Source organism: Bradyrhizobium sp. WSM1743 (assembly GCF_000473065.1).
Taxonomy (GTDB): domain Bacteria; phylum Pseudomonadota; class Alphaproteobacteria; order Rhizobiales; family Xanthobacteraceae; genus Bradyrhizobium.
Genome location: NZ_AXAZ01000002.1, coordinates 186,104 through 211,075, shown reverse-complemented (window position 1 = coordinate 211,075; position 24,972 = coordinate 186,104). Strand labels below are relative to the sequence as shown.

Below are 24,972 nucleotides of genomic sequence, written 5' to 3'. Positions count from 1 at the left end.
AGGCCCGAGCCGGAACTTCGGAGGCGTGGCTACTACATTGGCCTACCAAGGAAATGGTTTAAGCGAAGAGTCGCCCTCTGACGTTGAGGCCGCGCTCGACTGCGATCCTGGTGTTGGCAAAGTAAGGCGAGGCCGCCTCTTTCATTCAGCAAAAAAGGCGACGTCGACTTCCGGGCCCTCCGGCATACGACGATTGTAAGCGCGCATTTTGGCGCGCGGCTATGCGCTCACTCGGCCGCTGGCACGATCTGACGCCGGGCTGGCTTGATTGAGCCCGGCGATCGAACGTCAGCATCTTCGTCGACCCCACTCAGTTTGGACTGAACGAGGATCTCAGCACCTACACGCCCGACTTCTTGCAGGATGAGGGACTGTGCCGCGACGCCGATGTTGCGTTCCTCTTTGCGCCGGATGCACAGGAAGTTTATTCAAGTCATTTCGAGACGTTAATTGAACCGGGCGACCTCGCCAAACCTCTGTGCGGAGCCTTCAGGCCTGGACATTTTCGCGGTGTCGCGATTGTCGTATGCCAGTTGTTGAACATGGTGCAGCCCGACGTGCTGTTTTTTCAAAAGGATTTTCAGCAATGCGCAGTCGTGCGTCGCATGGCGATTGATCTCAATCGCCCAATCGAGCTCGTCACCGTACCGACCGTTCGCGAGCAGGATGGGCTCGCGATGAGCCGTCGCAACCGGTATCGCGGCAAGGAAGAACGTCAGCGGGCCCTTGCGTTCAATCGTGGACTCTCCGCCGCGCTGGATGAATTCCGCTCGGGAGAAAGGCTAATTGCGATCGCCAATGCATTTAGAGACTGTTGACCGACTCCAGTATCTTGAACTTCTGGACGGTGACACGCTCAACGCCGCCCACAGTCCACTGCGACGCCCCGCGGCGCTTTGTGCAGCAGCCTACGTTGGATCGCCCGGCTGATCGACAACGTAATACTGGCGTTGCGCAACTCCGTAGCGCACTGCGTAGCCAACATTACGCAGCATATTGAGCTGGAAGAAGTGCTCAAGCCAACCGTTCCGACCGTCTTGGTACCAAGGGCGAACTCCGAGCAGCCGTTGTTCAGCGAGTTTGCGATGCGAGAGGGGGGCTTGCTGAATATTGTAGGATCGAGAACTTTGCGTCTGGCAAGGTCACAAGTTTCGCGGGTCTGCGATCAGCGAGCGTTTCGACAAACCTTGGTATAGTGTTTTGCAGCCCATTCAATATTGCCCACTTACCTTTGTAGAGTTGAGCACCCGTCAGGTCGTTTGTACTTTCGATCTCGAACCCGGATCATTCGATCGACGGGGCGGCGCGAAGCCCGAAGTGACGCCTTGCTAGAAGTCGTTGCGTTCCAATCAGGTGTGAGGACGAACATCTTGAGTCTGACCGTTGGCCGGCTGCACGCAAAAAGACTGGGGGCTGTGTCTTAAAAAGGTGCCAACTATTCGAGATCGCGATGAGTGATCAGAACAGCGCAACCAACCTGCATTCAAGCGACGAAGGTGAAGAAGCGGAGGATTGGGCACGCTATGCTCCGCAACGTGTGAGTCCTTAGAGTAGCCGATAATGCTTCCCTCATATTACGGGCTTTAGCGCAGTCGCCGCATTGATAATCCATTGCTGTACCGCAATTGCTGGCGTATTTGCATCCCCCTCTGGAAATGCGAGTCGAGATGGCGTTTACCGAGCTTTTCATGAAACGTCCGGTATTGTCTATTGTCGTCAGTCTCCTGATCTTGCTGATCGGCTTTCGCGCGGCCACTGTGCTGCCGATCCGGCAATATCCCAAGCTGTCTAATACGGTCGTCAATATCACGACTTCCTATCCTGGCGCCTCCGCCGACATGATCCAGGGGTTCATCACGACTCCCCTGGAGCAGGCAGTCGCTTCCGCCGAGGGCGTCGACTACATCAGTTCCTCGTCGGTGCTCGGTACCTCGACGATCCAAGTTTACATCAAGCTGAATTTTGATCCCAACGAGGCGCTCACCGAGGTGCTCTCCAAGGTCAACTCAGTCAAATATTTGATCCCAAAGGAATCAAACGATCCGGTCGTCACCAAATCGACCGGTCAGGCCACCGCTGTCATGTATATCGCGTTCTCCAGCGAGGAATTGACGGCAAGCGCGATCTCCGACTACCTCTCGCGCGTCGTGCAACCCGTTATGGCAACCGTTGATGGTGTCGCAGCGGCAGACATCCTGGGCGGTCAGAGTTTTGCGATGCGGCTATGGCTCGATCCTGCGAAAATGGCGGGGCACGGCGTGTCGCCGGCTGAAGTTTCGGCTGCAATCGCCGCTAACAACTTCCAGGCTGCAGCCGGCCAGACCAAGGGTAATTTCACTATCTCCGATGTCACTGCAAACACGGATCTGCGGAGTGTCGATGACTTCAAGCGCATGATCGTCAAAGCCAATGACGGCGGCTTTGTGCGCATGGAAGACATTGCCGTAGTCGAGCTTGCCGCGCAGACCGCAGACATCAGCGTCGCCATGAACGGCGAGCACGCGGTCTTTATCGGCGTTCAGGCGAGCCCGGAAGGCAATCCGCTAAACATAGTGCGAGGCGTTCGGGCACTGTTTCCAGACATCGAGCGTAACTTGCCGCCGTCACTGAAGATGAAAGTTGCCTACGACTCCACCAAGTTCATTCAATCATCGATCGATGAAGTGGAGAAGACGCTCATTGAGGCGGTCGTTGTCGTGGTGGTGGTGATCTTCCTATTCCTGGCCTCGCTGCGGTCGGTCATCATTCCTGTAGTCACTATTCCTTTGTCGCTCGTTGGTGTCTGCAGCATGATGCTGGCGCTCGGGTTTTCATTGAATCTCCTGACCCTTCTTGCCATGGTTCTCGCGATCGGTCTCGTGGTCGACGACGCGATCGTGGTGGTGGAGAATATTCATCGCCATTTAGAAGAAGGTGCGCCGCCTGTACAAGCTGCTACGAGGGGCGCGCGAGAGATCGTCGGCCCCGTTGTATCCATGACGATTACCTTGGCTGCTGTATATGCCCCAATCGGATTTCTCGGCGGCCTCACCGGTGCGCTGTTCCGCGAGTTCGCGTTTACGCTAGCCGGAGCGGTAATCGTGTCGGGCGTGATCGCTTTGACGCTGTCGCCGATGATGTGCTCGCTCTTCCTGCAGCGCGCTGAGGAGGGGCGGGTCGCAAGAGTTGTGAATCGCGGGTTCGGCGCCATGACACGATGGTACGGCCGCAAGCTCGACCGCTCGCTCGACTATCGTCCGATTACCGGGCTGTTTGCGCTGACCATGTTGGGCCTCGTCGGCTTTCTCTATATGAATATTTCCAAGGAACTCGCACCCGAGGAGGATCAAGGTATCGTATTCGCTCTCATCAAGGCGCCGAAATACGCCAATATCGACTACCTCGACTACTACGGGACCAAGCTTGAGAAAGCGTTACAGAAATTTTCCGAGACTGATTTGAGTTTCGTGCTCAATGGCGTTAGTGGCCAGCAGAGTGGCATGGCCGGCATGTTGCTCAAGCCATGGGACGAGCGCAAGCGCTCATCGAGCGCCCTACAGTCCCTTGTCCAAGCCGAGCTGTCGAAAATCGAAGGGATTAACGCGTTTGCCTTTAGCTTGCCGCCACTTCCCGGCGGCTCTGGTGGCCTACCAGTGCAGATGGTGATCAATTCGACGCTTGGCTTCCAATCCGTCTACGAGCAAATGTCGAAACTGAAGGATGCCGCGCGCAAGAGCGGCCTGTTCATGGTGAGCGACTCCGACCTCGAGTTCAACCAGCCGGTGGTACGAATCAAGGTTGATCGATCCAAGGCCAACGAGCTTGGCATCACCATGCAGACCATCGGTAGCGCGCTCGCCACCTTACTTGGCGGTAACTACGTCAATCGCTTCAATCTGCAGGGTCGCTCCTACCAGGTGATCCCGCAGGTGCCACGTGAGGAACGCCTGGCGCCGCAAGCAATCGGGAGCTATTATGTGAAGACTGCGACGGGGGCGATGCTCCCGCTGTCTACCGTAGTCTCCATCGAGACTGCGACCGATCCGAACGCGCTCACCCACCACAATCAGCTCAACTGCGCGACCTTTCAGGCTGTGCCGATGCCCGGCGTCACGATCGGTCAGGCTGTGGACTTCCTCGAAGCCGAGGCAAACAAACTGCCCACGGGTTTCAGCCACGACTTTCTCGCCGACGCCCGGCAATATGTGCACGAGGGCAACCAGCTGGCGATTACCTTTGCTTTTGCAATCATCATCATCTTCTTGGTGCTTGCGGCGCAGTTCGAAAGTCTGCGCGATCCCTTCATCATCATGATCAGCGTGCCGATGGCAATCGTCGGCGCCTTGATCCCGCCATTCTTTGGCTGGGCGACTATGAACATCTACACCCAGGTCGGATTGTTGACACTGGTCGGGTTGATTTCCAAGCACGGCATCCTAATGGTTGAGTTTGCCAATGAGCTGCAGCTCAAAAAGGGGCTTGACCGTCGCTCGGCTATAGAAATAGCTGCGCGCGTCCGACTGCGTCCAATCTTGATGACTACGGCGGCGATGGTCACGGGCTTCGTACCCTTGTTGACTGCAACGGGAGCTGGCGCCGCGAGCCGCTTCTCCATCGGGCTCGTGCTCGTCGCTGGCATGTCTGTCGGCACGCTGTTCACGCTCTTCGTGCTGCCGGCGGTCTATGTCGCTATCGCGTCCGATCACCGTGCCGATGCAAGCTCCGGCCGCGCGAACATTGCCGCCGAGCTCGACCTCACCGGCGCTGCTGATGCCCAGCTGGCCAAGCAATGACGATAGATTCAAGCCAGTTCGCTCGGTGTGGTGAGCGGAGGAGCCTGCGACCGGTTCCGCTGGGGAGAGAGAGTTGATGCTCGCCTGCTAAAAATGGCTTCGTCCTCCACCGAACGAGAGGTGAACTTTGGCTTCTTGGGTCCTGTCTTCAGATCACTGACGGAGCCGGGTCTCTTCCACTTTGGCGACCGAGTTGGGATTGATCCCGTAGCGCTTAGTCTCTAGCCAGCGCTCTTAAGCTCTCTTGACTGTTTGTATTACTCGACGGACCGCCTTCGCCGTGGTGGCGCAGCCGTGTAAAACTTGTCCCATAGCTTCCTTCGAATCGTGCGATAAGGTTGCACCATCAAAGCCCGGGACTAAACATCTAGCGAACCTGACCCCGCGGTAAGCGCGCCGCAGGCAAGCGGACGACGATCTGGCTGTCCGTGATGTCGACGACTTCCTTGCGCTTCCTCCCGTCATCGTACCGCAATTCGAACGTCACTCCCGATGCAGATGGGGCAAAGGGCTCAGGCGTAAGGCTGATCCGTCCCTCCCCCAAATTTAGAATGATCGGTCGATCCGCCCGGAATCGGGCGTCGAGCAGGACCAAGTCCAATCGGAGAGACTGGAGGCGCACGTTGAGCCGTCGCCGCACGCCATCACGTGGCCAGATATGCAGGGTGTGAGCGAACGTCTCGATGGTGCCACCGTAACAAACCTGCCCAAAGATGGGATCGTCGGCAACGATCGTCGCGGCAGCGCGGACCGCCCCACAAAATCCCAGGTCGATCTCGCACGAGTAATACCACGATCCACGGTGATGCGGCTGACCGAGCCATGTGGTCCCGCTCGGCGCCGGCTCGAAGCCGCCACCGGCCGCGCCGTCATTCTCCTCGCCCGGATACCAATAGCCATGACCGGCCGACGCAGGGCCGCTGTTCAGCAAAGCCCACGCACTGAGTTGTGACGCATAGCCGAGACGAAGGAGCGGATGCGGGTCGTCTGCATCGTTCAGCGCATGATCAAGCAGCGCCCAGCCACCCATCTGCGCCATGTAAGTCAGCGTATAGGCGTCGCCCGCAGTGCGGCGATAATCGCTGCCCAGGTAGTAATAAGCAGGTTCCAGCCAGCCACGGCAGAACAGATTTGCAGCGATCTGACGCTCCGCGAAGGCACGCGCTGTCGCCTTCGAAACCCCCATGGCGACAGGATCGTCAAGGGCCGAGCGCGCCAGTGCCTGCGTTGATTCGAAGGCTGTGGAATCGAACGGATATTCAGACTTGAACAGGTCCGTCTTCGGATCGACGAAGGCGCGCACCTTACGCGCCCAGTGCGCCTCCAAAGTCGTCGCCTCGCGCATCAAGCCCGCCGTCTTGAGCGCCGAAACCAGTTCGGGGATCACACATTCGTTGTAGAAGCCGGTGTGGTAGGCAGACCACATCACCACGCGCATCGGCACCGTGAACATGGCCAGCGCCGTACCATAGGCGCGTACCAAATAATCTCGTGCGCTCTGGCGGGTGGGTATCGCGGGATGGTCACGCGCGATGCGGTGCATGGCCAAATACATCGCGAAGATGTGCGGATAGTCATAAGGCCGCCAGATATGCAGGCGACCCTTTGGGCCGGGATCGCGGCTTTCCCTGTTCTGCTTCCAATCGGGTATGCCGTAGAGGCCGTAGGCGTATGCCTCCTGTGTGGTACGTTGCAGCCCGCCCCAGACGAACGTATCTATATACCGATCCAGCGCCGCCACTTCCGCCACATCAGGATGCTCGGCATTCTTGGTCGCGAGGTAAGCGGGCTTGCTCAGCCCGGGATCGTCGCACGTCACCTCGTAGATGCGCCAGCCCTTGATCCGGTCGTAATTGTCCGGGCCAAGCAGGACCTGCGTCTCCATATTCCACTCGCCAAACAAACTGTCGTACCATTTGGAAGGGTCACGATGCTGCCGCTTCACGATGAAGGTTGCGCGCTTCTTCATCATCGTCTCGACGGGCTCGGTAGCGAAGAATTCAAGAAAGGTCTGGCGCGCACCAGGCTGGTGCAGCGTCAGCCGGTTCTCGCCCAATCGCGAAAACCGGACCCGCCACAGTTGCCTGCCAGCCCGATCCGGCAACCGTTGCACCACCGTGTCGTCGGTAAATTCCGCTTCGATTCGCTCCACCGGAATGGAGGACGCGAGCGCGATGTCGACATGCAGGTCGTTGGGAACCGTCATGCCGGGCATTACTTCCACGTCCACCAGACCGGCGTTCGCGATAGCCCTGCGCGCCGCCTCGTAATCGGCAACCCACTGGAAGCGGAGACGGTAATGCCGTTGCTCGGCCGGCGACAGGGACAGAAAATGGGTCGGCTGTCGCCAGCGAGTCCCGCCCGCCACTGCCTCGCCGGCGGCCGCCGCACCCAAGATGTAGGCGCACCACGTCCCACTGGCTTCGGCCGAATCCTTGTGGACATCCCAATATTCCAGTGACGTGTCCGCGTCCGGTAAGAGCATGAGGAAGGGACCGGTGCTGTTGCCGCGAATCCAGAAGATGTGCGATCCATGCCCCGAGACGAAGCTATGCTTCAAAACAGCCACCGATAGCGGTTGCCCTGCCGGAAATTCGGTGTTCATCGGCATGGGCAAATAGAGGTCGCCAACCTCCACGCTCGCCATGGCGTCGTTCCGCAGCATGATCTCCCACGTCAATCCAGCCTCGTCGACTGCGAGGCGGGTCGTGAGAAGGACACCGGCATCACGGGCGGCTAGTTCAAGGGCCGCGCTTTGCATCGGCTTCGTTGCATCAACGCTGGTTTGAAGCGTATGCCACTCAGAACCGGCACGGCGAACTCTAGCGTGAGCCGTCCCCAGCACGGCTCCAGGCAGAACATAATCCGTGTCATACGTATCGTAACGATAACGCAACGAGGTAATGCCGTCTTGTGTGCACCCAACGACGAAGGGAGAGTCGGCCGCCTCCAACACCATGGCAACGTTGCGCTGCGGCCGATTGGGTGTAGGCACCATAACGCCCCCGAACAACGCGCTACCCAAGAAGCTACTGCCCAACAGCATCGTACGACGCGTATACGTCCGAGCTTCAGACATGCCTTTGGTCTTCGTCAACTACCGTATCCGGTATCGCTACATACGGATGATCAAGGCGTGCCGTTTCCTGCCGTAAACGTCAACGCGACAAAGCGACATACGTTCTCAAGTACCCAGCGTTCGGTCGGCACCGCTTCGGCACCATCGGTCCTGATGGTGCCTTCGGACACCAGACCTTGCACGCAAGGGGGCCAAGCTGCTCTGGGCCTGGTTGCCAATGGCAAAGACGCGGTCGACGACAAAGCCACGGCGCGCCTGAGGCGTCCATATAAGGACCATGATCCCAGCTTCAACCCAATCACGCTGAAGCCACCAAGGAGGTCGATCATCGAGCCCCCTGGGCGATCGTCTTGCCATCCGCGCTCAACTGGGAAGCAAAATTGATTGTTACGTGAGGTCAGCTAGGGTGGACGTTCACCGCCGATTGATACGTAGGATCGGCCCGTTATCGGGAACAGGCAGATCACTCGGGTGCCGTCCGTCGCTGTCGGCCCGATACGCCCGGTACGCCAGCCGAATCCCGTCCTCGAGCGAGGTCGTGGCGCGCCAGCCGAGCCCGGACAGCCGCCCGACGTCGAGCAGCTTGCGCGGCGTGCCGTCCGGGCGCGACGCGTCGAAGCTGATCTCACCGCGAAAACCGACGGCGGCCGCCACCATGAGTGCTAACTCGGCGATGCTGATGTCCTCGCCGGTACCGATATTGACCAATTCCGGCGAGGAATAGGTCTTCATCAGATGGATGCAGGCGTCGGCGAGATCGTCGACGTAGAGAAATTCCCGGCGCGGCGTGCCGGTGCCCCACACCACCACGTTGCCGCCGCCCGAAATCTTGGCCTCGTGGAAGCGGCGGATCAGCGCGGCGATGACGTGGCTGTATTCGGGGTGATAATTGTCGCCGGGGCCGTAGAGATTGGTCGGCATCACGCTTATGAAATCGGCGCCGTACTGGCTGCGATAGGCCTCGGCCATCTTGAGGCCGGCGATCTTGGCGATGGCATAGGGTTCGTTGGTCGGCTCCAGCGGGCCCGCCAACATCGAATCCTCTCGCAGCGGCTGCGGCGCCAGGCGCGGATAAATGCAGGAGGAGCCGAAGAACATCAGCTTCTCGCATCTAGTGGCATGGGCCGCCTGGATCACGTTGCTCGATATCGCCAGATTGTCGTAGAGAAACTCGGCGCGCAGTGTGTTGTTGGCGACGATGCCGCCAACCTTAGCGGCGGCGAGGAACACGGCCTGCGGCCGCTTCGCGGCAAACCAGGCATTCACCGCGGCCTGGTCGCGCAGGTCGACCTCGCTGCGCGACACCGTCAAGAGATCGGCCTGTTCGCGCGCCAGCCGACGCATCAGCGCCGCGCCGACCATGCCGCGATGGCCTGCGACGAAAACCCTCTTGCCCTTCAGCTCAAACCCCGTGCTTGCCATCGGCTGCGTCCTGCTTCGCTTGGACGAGATCGCTGGCGACCATTTCCTTCACCAATTGCGAGAACGGCGTCTTCGGCGCCCAGCCGAGTTTCGCGCGCGCCTTGCTGGCGTCGCCGATCAGGAGATCAACCTCGGTCGGACGGAAATAGGTCGGATCGATCTGCACCAAGGTCTTGCCAGACGTCTTGTCGACGCCGACCTCCTCGATGCCCTTGCCGCGCCATTCGATGCTGCGTCCGACCTCGGCAAACGCCAACTCGACGAACTCGCGGACCGACCGCGTCTCGCCGGTCGCTAGCACGAAGTCACCGGGCTCGTCGACCTGCAGGATCCTGTGCATGCCCTCGATATAGTCGCGAGCATGGCCCCAGTCGCGCTTGGCGTCGAGATTGCCGAGATAAAGCTTGTTCTCGAGGCCGACCTCGATGGCGGCGACAGCGCGGGTGATCTTGCGCGTCACGAACGTCTCGCCGCGAATCGGACTCTCATGGTTGAACAGGATGCCGTTGCTGGCGAACATGCCATACGCCTCACGGTAGTTCACCGTGATCCAGTAGCCATAGAGCTTGGCGACGCCATAGGGCGAACGCGGATAGAATGGCGTGGTTTCCCTCTGCGGCACCTCTTGCACGAGCCCGTAAAGCTCCGAGGTCGAGGCCTGGTAGAACCGTGTCTCATTTTCCATGCCGAGGATGCGGATCGCTTCCAAAAGGCGCAGCACGCCGATCGCATCGGCATTGGCGGTGTATTCCGCGCTCTCGAAACTGACCTGAACGTGGCTCTGGGCGGCCAGGTTATAGATCTCGGTCGGCCGGATCTGCTGCACCAGGCGGATCAGGTTGGTCGAATCCGTCATGTCGCCATAGTGCATCAGGAACCGCACGTCGCCGGCATGCAGATCTTGATAGAGATGATCGACGCGCGCGGTGTTGAATGAGGACGACCGGCGCTTGATCCCATGCACGGTGTAGCCGAGACCGAGCAAATACTCCGTGAGATATGCGCCGTCTTGCCCGGTGACGCCGGTAATCAGCGCAACGCGCCGCTTTGAGTCCTGAGCCGCCATGGTCTCCCTTAGTTGCGTCGTAAAGAGCCCCGCTGTGAAGCACCATTGCGAAGCCGTTTCTCGAAAAATCTAGATGCGCACGCGCGCTCCACCCGGAATTAAAGGAAAGCGATCGTTAGCTCCAGTCATACACATCATGCAGGAATGCACACCATATACATTGATTTATAATTGCACTGAAGGATGCCAACACATTGAGCTTCAAAAAATGGAGCCACTAACCCTCGCAACGCGATGATCCCAAGCAGGCGAGATGGATGGCAAACGACGTTACGCGTGCTCCGCAACGGTCTGTGCTCCTTATCTATCCTCAGGCGCATGTATGCATTCTCGTGGTGGTCTCGTCATTGCGAAGAGCGGCGAGTTGAGGCCGCACAATGCATTTGTTGGAATGACGGCATGCAAGCCAGCACCAGTCAAGCCTGCGCATCGGGTCGCAGTCTACAAAGCGCTGTTAACTTCCGAACAGAACACGCAGTCTTAGCGGTCGACTCATCAACCATGATCAGCCCTGTTGCCAATATCCAATTCGCGGCAGGAAGTGGACGACCGACAAGACAAAATGAGAAAGAGTAACAAACGTTGGTATAGATCGTGGAACGTTTAGATATCCAGAGCTTACGTTCGTACAATGGAGCTTCGACGTTAATCCTTTTACCTACTGCGCGTAAGTTGGCCTAGGTCCGAGTATGCTAAGTCTCTTAAACCCGCGCGGGAAAAATGTCTCCAGTAAGACAGGACAATTCAAGCTAGAGCTGCTGCGCAGTTTGTACTCGATCGGAAATCAAACGCGGAATGTGGCCGGGCGAAGCGATGATGGCTGAAGGAGGTCTAACTCACGCTTGCGGATGCGGCGGCGATACAGGCCGCCGCGAAAAAGCCCGAGCTTGACACCTCTTACCATCGGGCAAGCGAATTTCATGATCGGATTCCTATAGGGGGACCTCGGACTCCTTGAACTTGGGCTGCATTGATCGATATGTGTGGAATTGTTGGCATTTTGGGGCGTGGTCCGGTCGTTGGCCAGTTGGTCGCGTCGCTCAAGCGATTGGAATATCGTGGCTATGACTCCGCAGGCCTCGCGACTCTCGAAGGTCTCCGTATCGAGCGCCGCCGCGCTGAAGGTAAGTTGAGAAACCTTGAAGAGCAGCTGCGCTATTATCCGCCGTTGGGTCATACCGGCATCGGTCATACCCGCTGGGCGACTCACGGAAAGCCGACCGAGAGCAATGCTCACCCGCATGCGACGGAAAATGTCGCGGTCGTTCATAACGGGATCATTGAGAATTTCCGCGAGCTGCGAGCCGAACTGGAGCGGAATGGAGCTCATTTTAACTCAGAGACAGACACGGAGGTGGTGGCGCATCTCGTCGAATCTTATCTCAAGAGGGGCTACTCGCCGCGGGATGCGGTACAGGCGTCGCTGCCACGACTGCGCGGTGCGTTCGCGCTGGCATTCCTTTTCAAAGCCCACGACGATCTTTTGATCGGTGCGCGTAAGGGGTCCCCCCTTGCGATCGGACATGGTGACGGCGAAGTGTATCTAGGATCGGACGCGATCGCGCTCGCGCCTCTTACCGACACCATCACCTATCTTGAAGACGGCGACTGGGCCGTGCTTACGCGCGCGATGTGCATGATTTATAGCGCAGACGGATCTGTCGTCCAGCGGGAAACATCAAAGTCTGGCGTATCGTCACTCCTCGTGGACAAAGCGAATTATCGCCACTTCATGGCCAAGGAAATCCACGAGCAGCCGACAGTGGCCGGCAAGACATTGGCGCATTATCTCGATATGGCCGCCAAGCGCGTCGTCCTGCCGGTCACATTGCCGTTCGACTTTAAAACCATTCAGCGTATCTCAATTACCGCGTGCGGCACTGCAAGCTATGCCGGGCACATCGCCAAATACTGGTTCGAGCGGCTGGCGCGCTTGCCTGTCGAGATCGACGTAGCGTCCGAGTTCCGCTACAGGGAGGCGCCTTTGCGCCGGGGCGATCTCGCGATCGTCATCTCGCAGTCGGGCGAAACCGCTGACACGCTAGCTGCACTGCAATATGCCAAGAACCAGGGCGTGCACACGATATCTGTGGTCAACGTCGCAACGTCGACGATTGCGCGCGAGAGCGAATCCGTTCTGCCGACGCTGGCGGGGCCGGAAATCGGCGTCGCCTCGACCAAGGCATTCATCTGCCAGCTGATGGTATTAGCGGCGCTTGCCGTCGCAGCAGGCAAAGAGCGCGGTAAGGTGTCTGAGATCGATGAAACGAGGCTCGTGCGTGAGCTTATCGAAGTGCCGCGGTTGATTGCTGCGGCGCTGTTGATCGAGCCGCAGATCGAGAAGCTCGCGCGTTATATCGCCGATTCAAGGGACGTGCTCTATGTCGGTCGTGGCACATCGGCCCCCTTGGCGTTGGAGGGCGCACTCAAGCTGAAGGAAATTGCCTATATCCACTCAGAAGGTTATGCCGCCGGCGAGCTCAAGCACGGACCGATCGCACTGATCGATGAGGCCGTGCCTGTGGTGGTGATCGCACCTTATGATGATGTCTTCGAGAAGACCGTCTCGAATATGCAAGAAGTTGCGGCTCGGGGCGGCAAAATCATCCTGATCACCGATTCGAAGGGTGCTTTGGAAGCGGCGGTGGACACACTCATGACCATTGTGCTGCCTGAGATGGTCGCAAGCTTTACGCCGATGGTCTATGCCATTCCGGTTCAACTCTTGGCTTACCATACCGCTCTCGTAAGGGGCGCGGACGTGGATCAGCCGCGTAACCTAGCAAAATCGGTGACTGTGGAATGAGGCTACAGTGTTATATCGGACCTTGAGGGCACTAATGGCCTGGGCGAGCTCAGAAAGAGAACGATCCCTGTATCAATAGGTCAATCATAGACCGATCAGCTCGATGAGCAGAATCAGCCCTGCTTGCGTCATCATCGTCAACCGACTAACGTAATGGGAGCGAGCGTTACCTTCCTGCCGTTCGAGCGGAACGAACGGTCGATAACAAGTGGGATTACGGACAATTGGAAGATCGAAGTCGGCTCTCGGTTACCCAGCCCGCGATCTGCTTTGCAGGGCCAAGTCAGCCTGAAGCTCGGTTTACAAAAGATACTCTCTAACTCATCCTCCCACCTCGCCGATGTCGACGACCAAGTCGGCGCACAACGGCTTCGGGCCGCTCCGGCCCAGCTTATTCACTGGCGGCGCATACGTGCGACAACTTACTTTTCCCGATTGCCAGCATTCGCGCGATGTCGGGCACGTCGAGCATGCATTTCGCCCCGGGACGATTGCTTAGGATTAGCAGTCCAGTGTGTCTCTTCGATCGCGCGTGGCAGCGGTTCACGCAATCTGGTTGGGCCACACGCACCACCGCGGCCCTCCGGCCTGATACGTGTTATCAAATGGATTGTTAGATACCTGACATTCCCGCGCAAGGTCGAGGGCCCAAAACCAAGTGCAGGGGCCGCCGCACCGGAAGGGCGCGGCGCCCCTGGCTGTATATGCGGCAGGCGAGTACTATTGACCACTATCTGATCCAGCGATAGTCACCCGCTCGTATAGCAGGATCGATTAGCCTTGCGACGACGTGGGATTAGCACGATTTGCCAAATCCGGTTGGTGGGCCAGCGATCGCATCGGGTTCCTAACGCGGAGCTGCAGATCGGGTTGCCCGAAGAACCGGTCCTCATAATCGGCAGGGGAATTGCTGTCCCCCTCGTCGAACGACTGCTGTCACCGCACGTCTGGGAGTGCGGCGCCTTAGGGCAGCCTCACCATTTCTATCGTTTGAACCCTCGCACCGAAACTACGAGTGTGCAGCCGCAAATCTCAGAGCCACAACCTCAACGACGTAATCGTGGTGAGGTGGCTTACTGGGCTCCCTTCGCCGCACGCCAAGGAGGAACGAGATGAGTGATCGGAATGTGGCCGAAGTCGATCTTCACAATCTAGAAGTCTTGGATCCGCTGATTGGGCAATGCCAGCAACTGGTCAGGGAAGTGGCAATTCCCTACCAATGGGAGGTGCTAAACGATCGGAATCCTGAGGCGATACCGAGCCACGCGGTAGAGAACTTCCGCGTTGCGGCCGGACTTGCGAGGGGCGAGTTCCATGGCACGGTTTTTCAGGACAGTGACGTCGCAAAATGGCTTGAGGCGGCTGCATGGTCGCTATGCCAGACACCAAATCCAGACCTGGAGAAAGCCGCCGATGAGCTGATTGAATTGATGGCGGCCATCCAATGTGGCGACGGCTATCTCAACACCTATTTCATACTGAACGCGCCTCAGGAGCGCTGGACCAACCTAGCGGAGTGCCACGAACTCTATTGCGCGGGCCACTTGATTGAAGCCGGTGTCGCGTTCTTTCAGGCAACTGGCAAACGGCGATTGCTGGAGGTCGTTTGCGGGCTTGCTGATCACCTCGGCACAGTTTTCGGCCCAGAGCGCGATCAGTTGCACGGCTACGATGGCCATCCGGAAATCGAACTTGCGTTGGCACGCCTCTACGAAGCGACAAAGGAGCGGCGATATCTCACACTAGCCAATTATTTCGTGGAGCAACGCGGCACGGAGCCGCACTTCTACGACATTGAGTACGAGAAGCGCCAGAAATCCCGCGCCGCCAAATCCGACGGCACGCCTTGGATGATAAAAAACAAAGCATATAGCCAAGCGCACTTGCCGCTTTCGGAGCAGCGGACTGCAACAGGTCATGCAGTTCGTTTTGTATACCTAATGACGGCACTAGCTCATCTCGCGCGTCTGCGCCAGAACGAGCAGCAGCGCCAAACTTGCCTACGGCTATGGCAAAACATGGTCCAGCGCCAGATCTATCTTACCGGAGCCATCGGCTCGCAAGGTGCCGGCGAAGCGTTCAGCAGCGATTACGATTTGCCGAATGATACGGCGTACGCGGAAAGTTGCGCGTCGATTGGCTTGATGATGTTCGCGCGCCGTATGCTGGAGTTGGAACTGGACAGTCGCTATGCCGACGTGATGGAGCGAGCGCTCTACAATACCGTTCTCGGCAGTATCGCGTTCGACGGGCGTCACTATTTTTATGTTAACCCGCTCGAAGTGCATCCAAAAACGCTGAGGTCGAATGGCATCTACAATCATGTCTCGCCGGTGCGACGACCTTGGTTTGGCTGCGCCTGCTGTCCACCGAACATTGCACGGCTTTTCACATCCATTGGTCATTACATCTACACGCCCAGCACTGATGCGCTCTATGTAAATCTCTACGTTGGTAATAGAGTAGCAATATCCGTCGACGGACATGCGCTGCAGTTGCTCATAAGCGGCAGCTATCCCTGGAGAGAAGAGGTAGAAATTGCCGTCGAATCTGCGCCGCCAATTGCCCACACGCTCGCCCTGCGCCTGCCAGAATGGTGCAGCGTGCCGCAGGCGAGTCTGAACGGCGAGCCTGTGAATTGCGAGCCGCGCAAGGGCTATTTGCACATTCGCCGAACGTGGCAGCAGGGAGATCGCGTCAAATTATCGCTGCCGATGCAAGTGCGTCGCGTATACGGCCATCCACAACTTCGCAATTTGGCCGGCAAGGTGGCTATCCAGCGTGGCCCCTTAATTTATTGTCTGGAGGAGGCCGACAACGGGACCGAGTTACACAACCTTTGGCTTCACTCAGACAGCCGGTTTTCCCTTATGGAAGGAACTGGTCTCTTTAACGGCAAGATTTTGCTGCAGGCCGACGGGGCACGGTTGCAACACACGCATTCTGAAGAAACGGCGCTTTATAACTACGACAAAGTACCTGGACAGCTAGAACCGCAGCGGCTGACATTCATTCCGTGGTTCAGCTGGGGTAACCGCGGCGAAGGCGAAATGCGGATTTGGATAAATGAGCGCTGACGCCGGGCGCGCGGGTCGCGCTTCCACGAGTCGACGTTAGACGGCCTTTCTGGCGCAGGCGATATCGTTGGTCAAAGTCTGGAAATCGGCCAATCTATGGAAGGCGGTGCGCGAGCTCCACTGGAACGTTGAAAAAGCCCGAATATGAAGCGGCGCGGCGGAACTCCGAAAAGAGTACGATCCGATTGGCGTCAGCAGGTCAATCAGCGATCGGCCCAATTCCCAATATAGGAGCTTCCTCGGAGGTGTTCGCCTCATCAAACCTGATGAACGCCGATGGCACGCAGTTCATCTTCGGCAACAAGACCGTATTCGCACGTTTCAACCCCTCTCATAATAGAGTTCAAGGATCGTCAGTCATTCCGAAAAGCCGCGGAGTCCTATCATGGTGACGAAATCATGAAAATCGCCCACAACCCCCAAGAGTACTCGGACTTCGTGTCCGGCAAGGCAAGGCGAACTGCAGAAGTTGCCAAAGACTTACGGGCGAACCCGAGATTCCGAGAATGCGCGATACTTCAGCTACCAATTGGGCAACAAGAGTGTCGGACTTCTAAGAACGGAAGGCGGCGACAGCATGACCGAGTTCGACGTCAAAAGGTGGAAGAAGCTATTTCTTGGACGCCACGGGACTACCTCTACTGCGGATCTTCAAGTCGTTCATCCGCTTGTCGAGAACGCTGGCGATATCCTGCTCGAGCACCAGCTTCGACTAGACGGAAAACAGCCGCTGCTCAATTTGCGTCCGGCTAATTCGGAAGCAAGAGCCCGTGCGGCAAAGATGGGATTCGTCGAGGTTGACGCCGATAACATGGTTCTCGACCCAGACAAGTCAGACAAGTGGGTAAGGAATAGCGACGGCGAATGGCAGCGCAAAGGTACTGCTGCGCTGTATCTATCCAAAGCTGACGACAGTGAAGTAGTGATACCGAGATCTCAGCGAGCCCCTCAACATACGACTATGAGGATGATTTTATGTGACAATGGGATCACCGGTGATTTGGCGCGATGGAGTAGACCAATCTAGCCTGCTCCGGGCTCCTCTGTGTTTATCGCCCTTTCGCCTGAGTGTTTCTCTGAGTTGGCTCAGAAGACTGTCCTCAGAGTGCTCTTTGGCTTAGCGGTTGCTGATTTGTTTGAGCCTTGGAAGTACGGGCTCACTGCGCAAGGCAATTGCGACAATGCTCGCTGGGCGAGGACCTGCATGGGGTGTCGCCAAAGTGCGCCCGGCCGCCGAGGGCCGGGCGTGTTGTGCCGAGCCGTTGGACGGCTTGGAGCCAGAACTCGTCTACAGATGACGGCTACGAAGTAGTAAGGGCGCGGGCGCCTGCCGTGAGTCGGTAGGCAAGGAAATGCACAGCGAAGCGGCGCCCGATGGGCAAGACGGCTGGCATGCGTCAACGGACATAACGACGCCGAGAGCACGATCATCGTGCAGAGCACTTTCACCAGAAAATCCTCAACAGAAGACGCGAGGCGGTGGTCCTGGGCGAAGCTCCATTATCATCGTCACTGCAGTCGGCTGCGAACAGCCAATCTCTTGCTTTGTCGATCGCTCTCGGCCAGCTCCGCTCTGCAATGGAATATATAGAAACCATCCAGACGAGTTAAGAAGGGCTTAGGGTCGTCGATTGCTTTGGGTGAGCATTACGTTGAACGTCGACCTGCAGAATGAGTCGAGCTGGCGTGCCCTTCCAGCACTCGCAGCGATAAGGTTGTTCTGCACCAATGTAGCCGCCCGGCGATGGTCGCTAAAGTATCGACAAGGCGACAATTGGCCTCTCGCTCGCTTGGTTTTAGAGCAAGTAGCATCTTTGACTCGAAGAGGTTATCGGCGGCCAGATCGACGCGTGGAGCGTTTAGATCGGACATCAACCCAAGCCGCAGGTTGATTGCATCAGATGTCGCGCCGGCCGTCATACGCGTTCAGTGCGGTGTCGAGGCATTCGATTAACGCTTGTCCTGCAAAGGGTTTCGCGAGGAAGCCAATCGCGCCGGCGCCCAGCGCTGACGCGCGCACGCGGTCGTTGGGGAAAGCAGTAATGAAAATGAATGGTGCGTCGTAACCACGTGTCCGCATCTCTGCCAACAGCTCCAGGCCGCTCATAGCCGACATCTGCACATCGGTAATGACACAGGATGTTTCGTCCAATTGCGGGGACCTCAGGAGTTCCTCGGCCGACGCAAATATTTGGGCGATGTAGCCACGCGATCTCAAAAGATTCTCTGTCGCCGCACGGACTGAGGCGTCGTCGTCAACGACGGAAATCAAAGGCGTGGACAAGACGAGCCCTCCTGACGCGGGAATAGCGGCTGCAAGCATTAGCCACCTTCGGCGAAAAGTGGGCTCGACTGATGAAATTGTAAAATCATACTTGGGTTTGTTCAGGACGATTAGCGCGAATTCCCAGCGTCTCAGTCATCCTGATCAAGTCGGCCAGCGACCGTGCACGCATCTTTTTCATTACGTGTCCTCGGTAGATCTTGACCGTAATCTCGGCGAGCCCAAGCTCGGCGGCTACCTGCTTGTTCATCAGGCCGGCAGCGACCAGTTTCATCACCGCCTGCTCGCGCGGGCTTAAGGTCTCAAATAGAGACTGCAGGTTCGCGACCGTCTGCTGAGCATCCCGTCTTTTGCGATCGCGTTCGGTCGCCGCAACCACGGCATCAAGCAGTTCCTGATCGCGAAACGGTTTGCTGAGAAAATCGACCGCTCCTTCCTTCATGGCCCTGACGGTCATGGGAATGTCGCCATGGCCGGTAATGAAAATGATCGGAATATGTATGTTCAACCTCGCTAGCTCGGTCTGGTAGTCAAGGCCGCTCAAGCCTGGCAGCCGGACATCAAGAACTAGACAGCTATTAACGTCCGGAATTGTGCTCTGCAGCATTTCGCGGGCCGATCCGAATGCAATGACGTCTAACCCTACCGATTGAAAAAGGTTCGTAAGCGAGCGACGCATGGAGATGTCATCCTCGACGACGAAGACGATCGCCTTTGTCGAAGCCTTGGCGTTGCTGCCTTCACCTGGCGTGTCAAATCGTCCTGTCACGAGACAGCCTCCTTATGCAGCGGCAGGGCGAACTGGAAGGTCGCGCCCGGTCCATCTTTGTGGACCATTGACAGCCGTCCGCCATGAGCTTCCACGATCGACCGGCAGATCGAAAGACCCATTCCAAGACCACTCGATTTGGTGGTGAAGAAGGGATCCAAGACGCGGTCCGCGTCGTTCTCGGCGATGCCGACGCCGCAATCGGTCACGGCAATCTGGACGTGCCCCAGATCGTCCTTTGATGATTGAATCAGCAGTTCGCGCGTCCGGTCTGTAACTGCGTCCATGGCTTCGATTCCGTTCATCACCAGATTGATGATCACCTGTTGTAGCTGAATCCGGTCGCCGAGGATCGTAGGCAGCGCTGCGGCCAACTCGGTTCGTAACGTCACTCGGTGGCTCACCAGCTCTCGTGTTACCAGCGCAATGACGTCCTTAACGACCTCATTGATATCGAGCTGCACCATCTCAATCTCGCCTTTCTTCGCGAGTGCGCGAACACGACGGATCACCTCGCTTGCCCGGATTGCGTCTTCGATGATCCACTCCACCGAAGAGCGCGCGGCGGAAAGATTAGGAGCTTCGCGACCCATCCAACCGAGGCAGGCATCGGCGTTGCTGATAATAGCGGCGAGTGGCTGGTTTATTTCGTGGGCGATGGAAGTCGTCAGCTCTCCTAACGTCGTTACACGCGTCACATGCGCAAGCTCCGCCTGTGCCTTTCGTAGTTCTTGTTCGACTTGATCGGCGCGAATGGTAGCGGTGATGTCAGTGCTGACGCCACGGTAGCCGAGAAAATTGCCCTTTCCATCGAAAAACGGCTTGCCACTCGTGCGGACGTAGATCGGAGATCCTGTCCGATTCACGGTACGGTAGACGAGATCTCGAAACGGAAGATGGGCTTCCAACGTCGCCCGATGCTGCCGCCACTTCTCGGGTTCCTCTTCGACGTCGCACGCAATTTCCCAGCGAAGCAGGCCCATCAATCCTGTCGCCAAAATTCCCGCAGCGCTGGTGTGCTCGGACAGGTGAGTGACCTGATGATCCGGCCCAGTCTCCCAGAGCCAGTCGGAAGCTGTTTCGGCGTAGTCGCGAAAGCGCTGTTCGCTTTCGCGCAGCGCAGCAAGTGTGTTTTCCAGGCGTTCCCTAGCTGCGTGTTGCTCGGTGACATCCATATGTGTTCCGATCAGCTCGCTGACGTTACCGTCGCTGCCGACCGCCACGTGCGCAACGGAGTGTATGCGTCTTATCCCGCCATCTGGTAGAAGGATACGAAAATCATACTCGAACCGCTCCTCCTCGTGTTCAATCGCCTGGCGCTGCACCTCCTGTAGCCGCGGCAAGTCCTCGGGATGGATGCGCGATCGAATGATCTCTATCGAAACCGGCTCTTGTGGGCTAAAGCCAAACAGACGATCGACCTCGGCGGAGCGATATATGAAATCTCGATGGTAGACGTCCCAGGACCAACTGCCCGTGTGACTGAGATGCTGGGCTTCGGCCAGATAGGCCTCGCTCCGGCGCAGCTGCTGTTCTGCTCGCCTCGCCGCTGTGACATCCGTAGCCGCTCCAACAAACTCGATCTCACCAGAGGCTGTCCTCGTCGCTCGTGCCTGCGCATGAATGTGCTTTACCGAGCCGTCCGGTAGCAGAAGCCGGTATTCGTGCTCAAAATCGCTCGGGTCTCGCATCGCGCGATCGATAATTTCTCTAACCGAAGCCCTATCATCTGGATGAGTGCGCTCAACGACGAGCTGCGGCCCCGGCGGCACTGTCTGAGGATCTAATTGGAAAATCCGAAATGTTTCCTTTGACCAGAAGGCCTCACCCGTAGTGGGGTTCCAGCTGAAGCTCCCTGTGTGACTCAACTCCTGCGCCTGGGCTAAATGTGCTTCGCTCCGCTGCAGGGCAAGTTCGGTCCGCCTTCGCTCCGTGATATCTTCGCAGGCGATAAGGATAATGGGCTGCTCATTCGCCCAGAGCATGGCTTTGGCGTTTTCTCGTACCCACAACAACGAGCCGTCCTTCCTGACTTTCTGGACGTCCCACGTGCGCGTTTGTCCGACATCCTCAAGGCACGTCCGAACGCATTCGCGAACGAACGCGCGATCCGCCTCGAGAAATACGTCCAGCACGGATCGACCGATCAGTTCAGCACGAGCATAGCCGAGTTGTGTCGCGCCGAGCGTATTGACGTTGAGGACAGTGCCGGCTTCATCGACCATGAAATACATGGCCGGATTGTGCTCGAAGATGGCGCGCCACCGTCTTTCGCGATCTTCCAAATCGGCCGAACTCCGCTGAAGCTTGGCCGCAACCACACGCGCAGCCTCTCTTTCCTGGCGCAGCTTTCCGATCAGGTGCGCTCCGACAATCGAGGCAATAAAGAATGCAATAACCACCGGCAGATCTTGGGGGTCATCGATTCGCAGGCTGAACGCCGGCGGCGCAAAGTAGTAATCGAGAGCAGCGATGGCTACGATGCAAAGCGCGGACGACGCGATGAAGCTGCCCATCAACGAAAACAGCAATACCACTAACAAATAGGCGAACGCCGTCGTGGCGAAATGCGCGTGAAGGTACAAGCAAGACAGTGTTACCACCGCCAGCGTTATGGAGCCGAAGGTAAACTGAGAGGCTGGGCGCTTTAAACTGCTGATCTGGTTACGCATTTTGATACCGTCCGGCCTGTTCTCCGGCGGGAGAGCTATAACATTTTAGGCAAAAATGGGGCAATACTCGGCACCCCGCTGTCAGCGGTTCCGAGATCGATTGCTTGCTACTGAGCACGCGCGAAGAAAAAAGGCATCACAGACATACGTATAGTTGTCCTAAACCTTTCAATATGGCGCGCTGACATGCCTAGAATGGAAGCTGAGATGTCTGCTTTCGTCCGCTGCCGATAACTTCCGGGCAGGCGCTTGAGGTTGCAGCCGAGGACAACCCACTTACGCCAGCCGGACGAGGACAGCGGCTGCAGTTCGGTCAAGACGTTGAACCGAAACAATCAGGCGCGCCTCGCCGAACCGGAAAGAACAGGGACAAGCTGCCGGACGATTCATCTCGCCGTTACGATCGGCATGCGGAAGAAAGCGCAATCGTCATGTGCCGAGATACGAAGGTGAAGTTACGCGACTGCCTTGTATGCCTTAGGGCCATTATACCTAGGTGAGAGGACACTTGTCTCCGGTTAGCCGGTGAGCGCGCGCCAACGACGCCGAACCGGCACTAGCCGTGTGCGAGCCGCCATGGCTCCGTAGGCGGACCAACACCTAGGTCCGTCAGGTGGACCGTTCTGTCGCAGTCCCATTATCTGGCACGGCAAAATGTTGCAGAAACGTTCAGATGGCCGGGAGCTTGATCGGCTAAAGACGCGTGAAAATGACTGTTAAAAATCTCCTACTCTTTTGCTCGGGTGGCAGCTTTTCAGGGTGGCTGCCGGGACGCGACGCGGAGCAAGGGCCTGCGCACTGGAATCATCGTGCGTCGATAGTGGTGGAAACGTTGGGCTGGTTGAGCCGAGCCTGCAGCGTCGCGTGCTCGAGCTCGTCCTCCCACCAGGATATGAACACGGCGGCGATGCCATTGCCGGTGATGTTAGTAAGGGCGCGCACCTCGCTCATGAACTTATCGATTGAAAACACGATTGCCATGCCCGGCACCAGCGCTGGGTTGACCACCGACAACGTAGCAGCGAGCGTGATGAAGCCCGCGCCGGTGACGCCGCTTGCTCCCTTCGACGTTAGCATTGCAACGAGCAGGATCGTGAGCTGCTGGCCAAAGGAGAGCTCGACCCCGAGTGCCTGGGCAATGAATAATGTCGCAAGTGTCATATAGATATTGGTGCCGTCGAGGTTGAAGGAGTAGCCAGTTGGCACAACCAGGCCGACCACGGGCTTGGAGCAGCCCAGCCGTTCGAGCTTCTCCATTAATTGCGGCAGCGCGCTTTCAGAGGACGAAGTGCCGAGCACGATCAGAATCTCGTCCTTGATATAGACAATGAACTTGAATATTGAAAAGCCGACGAGGCGCGCGATCAAACCGAGCACCATCACGACAAATAGCGCCGCAGTCGCGTAAAACAGCGCTATCAGAGCGATCAAATTGCCGAGTGCTGCCGGCCCGAACTTGCCGACGGTGAAGGCCATGGCGCCGAAGGCGCCGATCGGAGCCGCTTTCATGATGATAGCGATTACGCCGAACACCGCGTGCGCGACGTCGTCGATCATGCCGCGCAGCCGCTCCCCACGCTTTCCCAGCGCCATCAACGAAAAGCCGAATAGAATCGCGAACAAGAGAACCTGCAGAACATCGCCACGAGCGAAGGCGCCGACCACGGTGTCGGGAATGATGTTGAGAAAGAAATCGACGGTCTTCGAGGCTTCCGCCTGCTTCACGTAATTGGCGACCGCCGCAGCATCCGGCTTGACCGCAAGGCCATGGCCGATTTGGACCAGATTGCCCATAACAAGGCCCAACAGCAAGGCAAAGCTGGAGACGATCTCGAAATAAACCAGCGCCTTGACGCCGACGCGCCCGACTTTCTTCGCATCCTGAATATGCGCAATACCGGATGTGACGGTGCAGAAAATGATCGGCGCGATCACCATCTTGATGAGCTTGATAAATCCGTCACCGAGCGCCTTGACCCAGTCGTTGGTCGCGACGGACGGCCATAGGCAGCCGACCATGGCGCCAATCATGATCGCAATCAGCACCTGCACGTAGAGAATCTTATACCAAGTTTGCGACGCGCGCGCGGGCGCCGCAGTTGACATGGTGGTCATGACGCTTCCTTCCCGAATATCCTCGAATGTGAGCCGCCGCGTCTTTGAGAGGCGACGGCGTCATACGAGACTCATTTTTAGCCGTGTGCGATTGAAGACGGTTCCGAGAGTCGGCGCGTCGTTCCAAAGGCAGGCGAGTTGCGTTTATCCTTTCTCTTAAGCAAGATCTGCACCAGATGCCCAAAATGCGCCGACTAAGCAGTGGCGGACAAACCGTCTGTCTCCGGCGGCATCGGCTTGGGTGCTCGGACCGCGTTCGCAAGGTCGAACAAAAAGTTTTTCCAGCGTGACTCGTAACTTGATCGGCTGGGCGCATTAGCGGAGTCGCGTCTCGGCCGCGAAGCCCTAGCGTGATCGATATGCGCCGACTGCTGAGATGGATGCAACAGTACGTGACATCGGTAAAATTCATAGTTTGGATTGTAGGCATCCACGCGATGGAAGCCTGGTTTAGGAACTCGATTGTCCGGAAGAATCTTTGATCGATGCACTGCGTTGTCGCCAACGGCAAAGCTCATTCGCGCACGGGGCATTGTCTCCAGGCCTGTGCTAGCGATGCGCATTAAGCAGGCGGCCTTCGCTCTCGGCTCCTCGTGCCTTTTGCCGCGTCACAGAAGCAGCGTTACGATGATTTCTCAGCAAGATCGTTCCCGTTACTGCCAAACGGCAGTCCTGCTGAGATCCGTTCCATTGCCAGCGCGGCGAGTGCGGCGGTTGAGCCATCGACGAATCAAACAGGCATCATGAGGGCGTCAAAAGCGACCCCTTCGTTGCGCGGCGTGTCGCTGTCTGCTCGGGAACAAAAATGCCTGAAATCTGACAGAGCGTTAGCTTCACCCCACAGTGATGTCGGGGTCTATGCAAATTTCGCACGTTGAGCATAGAGCGCGCAACAGTTCGCACGCGGCAC

The 24,972-nt window shown here is 57.6% G+C and carries 11 protein-coding genes and 1 pseudogene; 5 read left to right on the top strand and 7 right to left on the bottom strand.

What is annotated here, in order from left to right; genetic code table 11:
- Positions 1 to 287: 287 nt before the first annotated feature.
- Together YU9_RS40840 and YU9_RS0103125 are read left to right on the top strand one after the other, a co-directional pair.
- Positions 288 to 950, top strand: a pseudogene (locus tag YU9_RS40840) (pantoate--beta-alanine ligase); the annotation flags it as partial.
- Between the two features lie 717 nt (positions 951 to 1,667).
- Positions 1,668 to 4,772, top strand: a complete 3,105-nt coding sequence (locus YU9_RS0103125) for an efflux RND transporter permease subunit (RefSeq protein ID WP_027571449.1) — start codon at positions 1,668 to 1,670, stop codon at positions 4,770 to 4,772.
- A gap of 367 nt (positions 4,773 to 5,139) precedes the next feature.
- Here YU9_RS0103125 and YU9_RS40835 read toward each other — a convergent pair whose 3' ends face one another.
- From YU9_RS40835 to gmd, 3 genes are all read right to left on the bottom strand, one after another.
- Positions 5,140 to 7,869, bottom strand: coding sequence for a DUF5695 domain-containing protein (locus tag YU9_RS40835; RefSeq protein WP_245266291.1), 2,730 nt, complete (start codon positions 7,867 to 7,869; stop codon positions 5,140 to 5,142).
- 396 nt (positions 7,870 to 8,265) lie between these two features.
- Positions 8,266 to 9,273, bottom strand: coding sequence for a GDP-L-fucose synthase (locus YU9_RS0103115; RefSeq protein ID WP_027571448.1), 1,008 nt, complete (start codon positions 9,271 to 9,273; stop codon positions 8,266 to 8,268).
- Positions 9,254 to 10,339 carry a GDP-mannose 4,6-dehydratase gene (gene gmd, locus YU9_RS0103110; RefSeq protein WP_027571447.1) on the bottom strand — a complete coding sequence of 362 codons (1,086 nt, stop codon included), beginning with the start codon at positions 10,337 to 10,339 and terminating at the stop codon, positions 9,254 to 9,256. The genes YU9_RS0103115 and gmd overlap by 20 nt, the downstream gene beginning before the upstream one ends.
- A 979-nt stretch (positions 10,340 to 11,318) precedes the next feature.
- On the opposite strand from gmd, the gene glmS reads away from it, so the two are divergent.
- From glmS to YU9_RS50935, 3 genes are all read left to right on the top strand, one after another.
- Positions 11,319 to 13,145: a glutamine--fructose-6-phosphate transaminase (isomerizing) gene (glmS, locus tag YU9_RS0103105; RefSeq protein WP_027571446.1), complete on the top strand. Its 1,827-nt coding sequence runs from the start codon at positions 11,319 to 11,321 to the stop codon at positions 13,143 to 13,145.
- A gap of 1,112 nt (positions 13,146 to 14,257) precedes the next feature.
- On the top strand, positions 14,258 to 16,222 hold the full coding sequence (locus YU9_RS0103100; RefSeq protein ID WP_027571445.1) for a glycoside hydrolase family 127 protein: 1,965 nt from the start codon (positions 14,258 to 14,260) through the stop codon (positions 16,220 to 16,222).
- Positions 16,223 to 16,799: 577 nt separating this feature from the next.
- The gene (locus YU9_RS50935; protein WP_305728060.1) at positions 16,800 to 17,249 is read left to right on the top strand and encodes a hypothetical protein; all 450 of its coding nucleotides are present in this window, start codon (positions 16,800 to 16,802) and stop codon (positions 17,247 to 17,249) included.
- Positions 17,250 to 18,119: 870 nt separating this feature from the next.
- Here YU9_RS50935 and YU9_RS0103090 read toward each other — a convergent pair.
- The 4 genes from YU9_RS0103090 to dctA all read right to left on the bottom strand — a co-directional run bounded on the left by YU9_RS0103090 (position 18,120) and on the right by dctA (position 24,062).
- Complete coding sequence (locus tag YU9_RS0103090) at positions 18,120 to 18,545, bottom strand: response regulator (RefSeq protein ID WP_156951643.1); 426 nt, start codon at positions 18,543 to 18,545, stop codon at positions 18,120 to 18,122.
- 46 nt (positions 18,546 to 18,591) lie between these two features.
- A complete protein-coding gene (locus YU9_RS0103085; protein ID WP_027571443.1) occupies positions 18,592 to 19,275 on the bottom strand; it encodes a response regulator transcription factor in 684 nt (227 codons plus the stop codon).
- Positions 19,272 to 21,947 carry a PAS domain S-box protein gene (locus YU9_RS0103080; protein WP_027571442.1) on the bottom strand — a complete coding sequence of 892 codons (2,676 nt, stop codon included), beginning with the start codon at positions 21,945 to 21,947 and terminating at the stop codon, positions 19,272 to 19,274. The genes YU9_RS0103085 and YU9_RS0103080 overlap by 4 nt, the downstream gene beginning before the upstream one ends.
- A gap of 804 nt (positions 21,948 to 22,751) precedes the next feature.
- Positions 22,752 to 24,062: a C4-dicarboxylate transporter DctA gene (dctA, locus tag YU9_RS0103075; RefSeq protein ID WP_027571441.1), complete on the bottom strand. Its 1,311-nt coding sequence runs from the start codon at positions 24,060 to 24,062 to the stop codon at positions 22,752 to 22,754.
- Positions 24,063 to 24,972 lie beyond the last annotated feature (910 nt).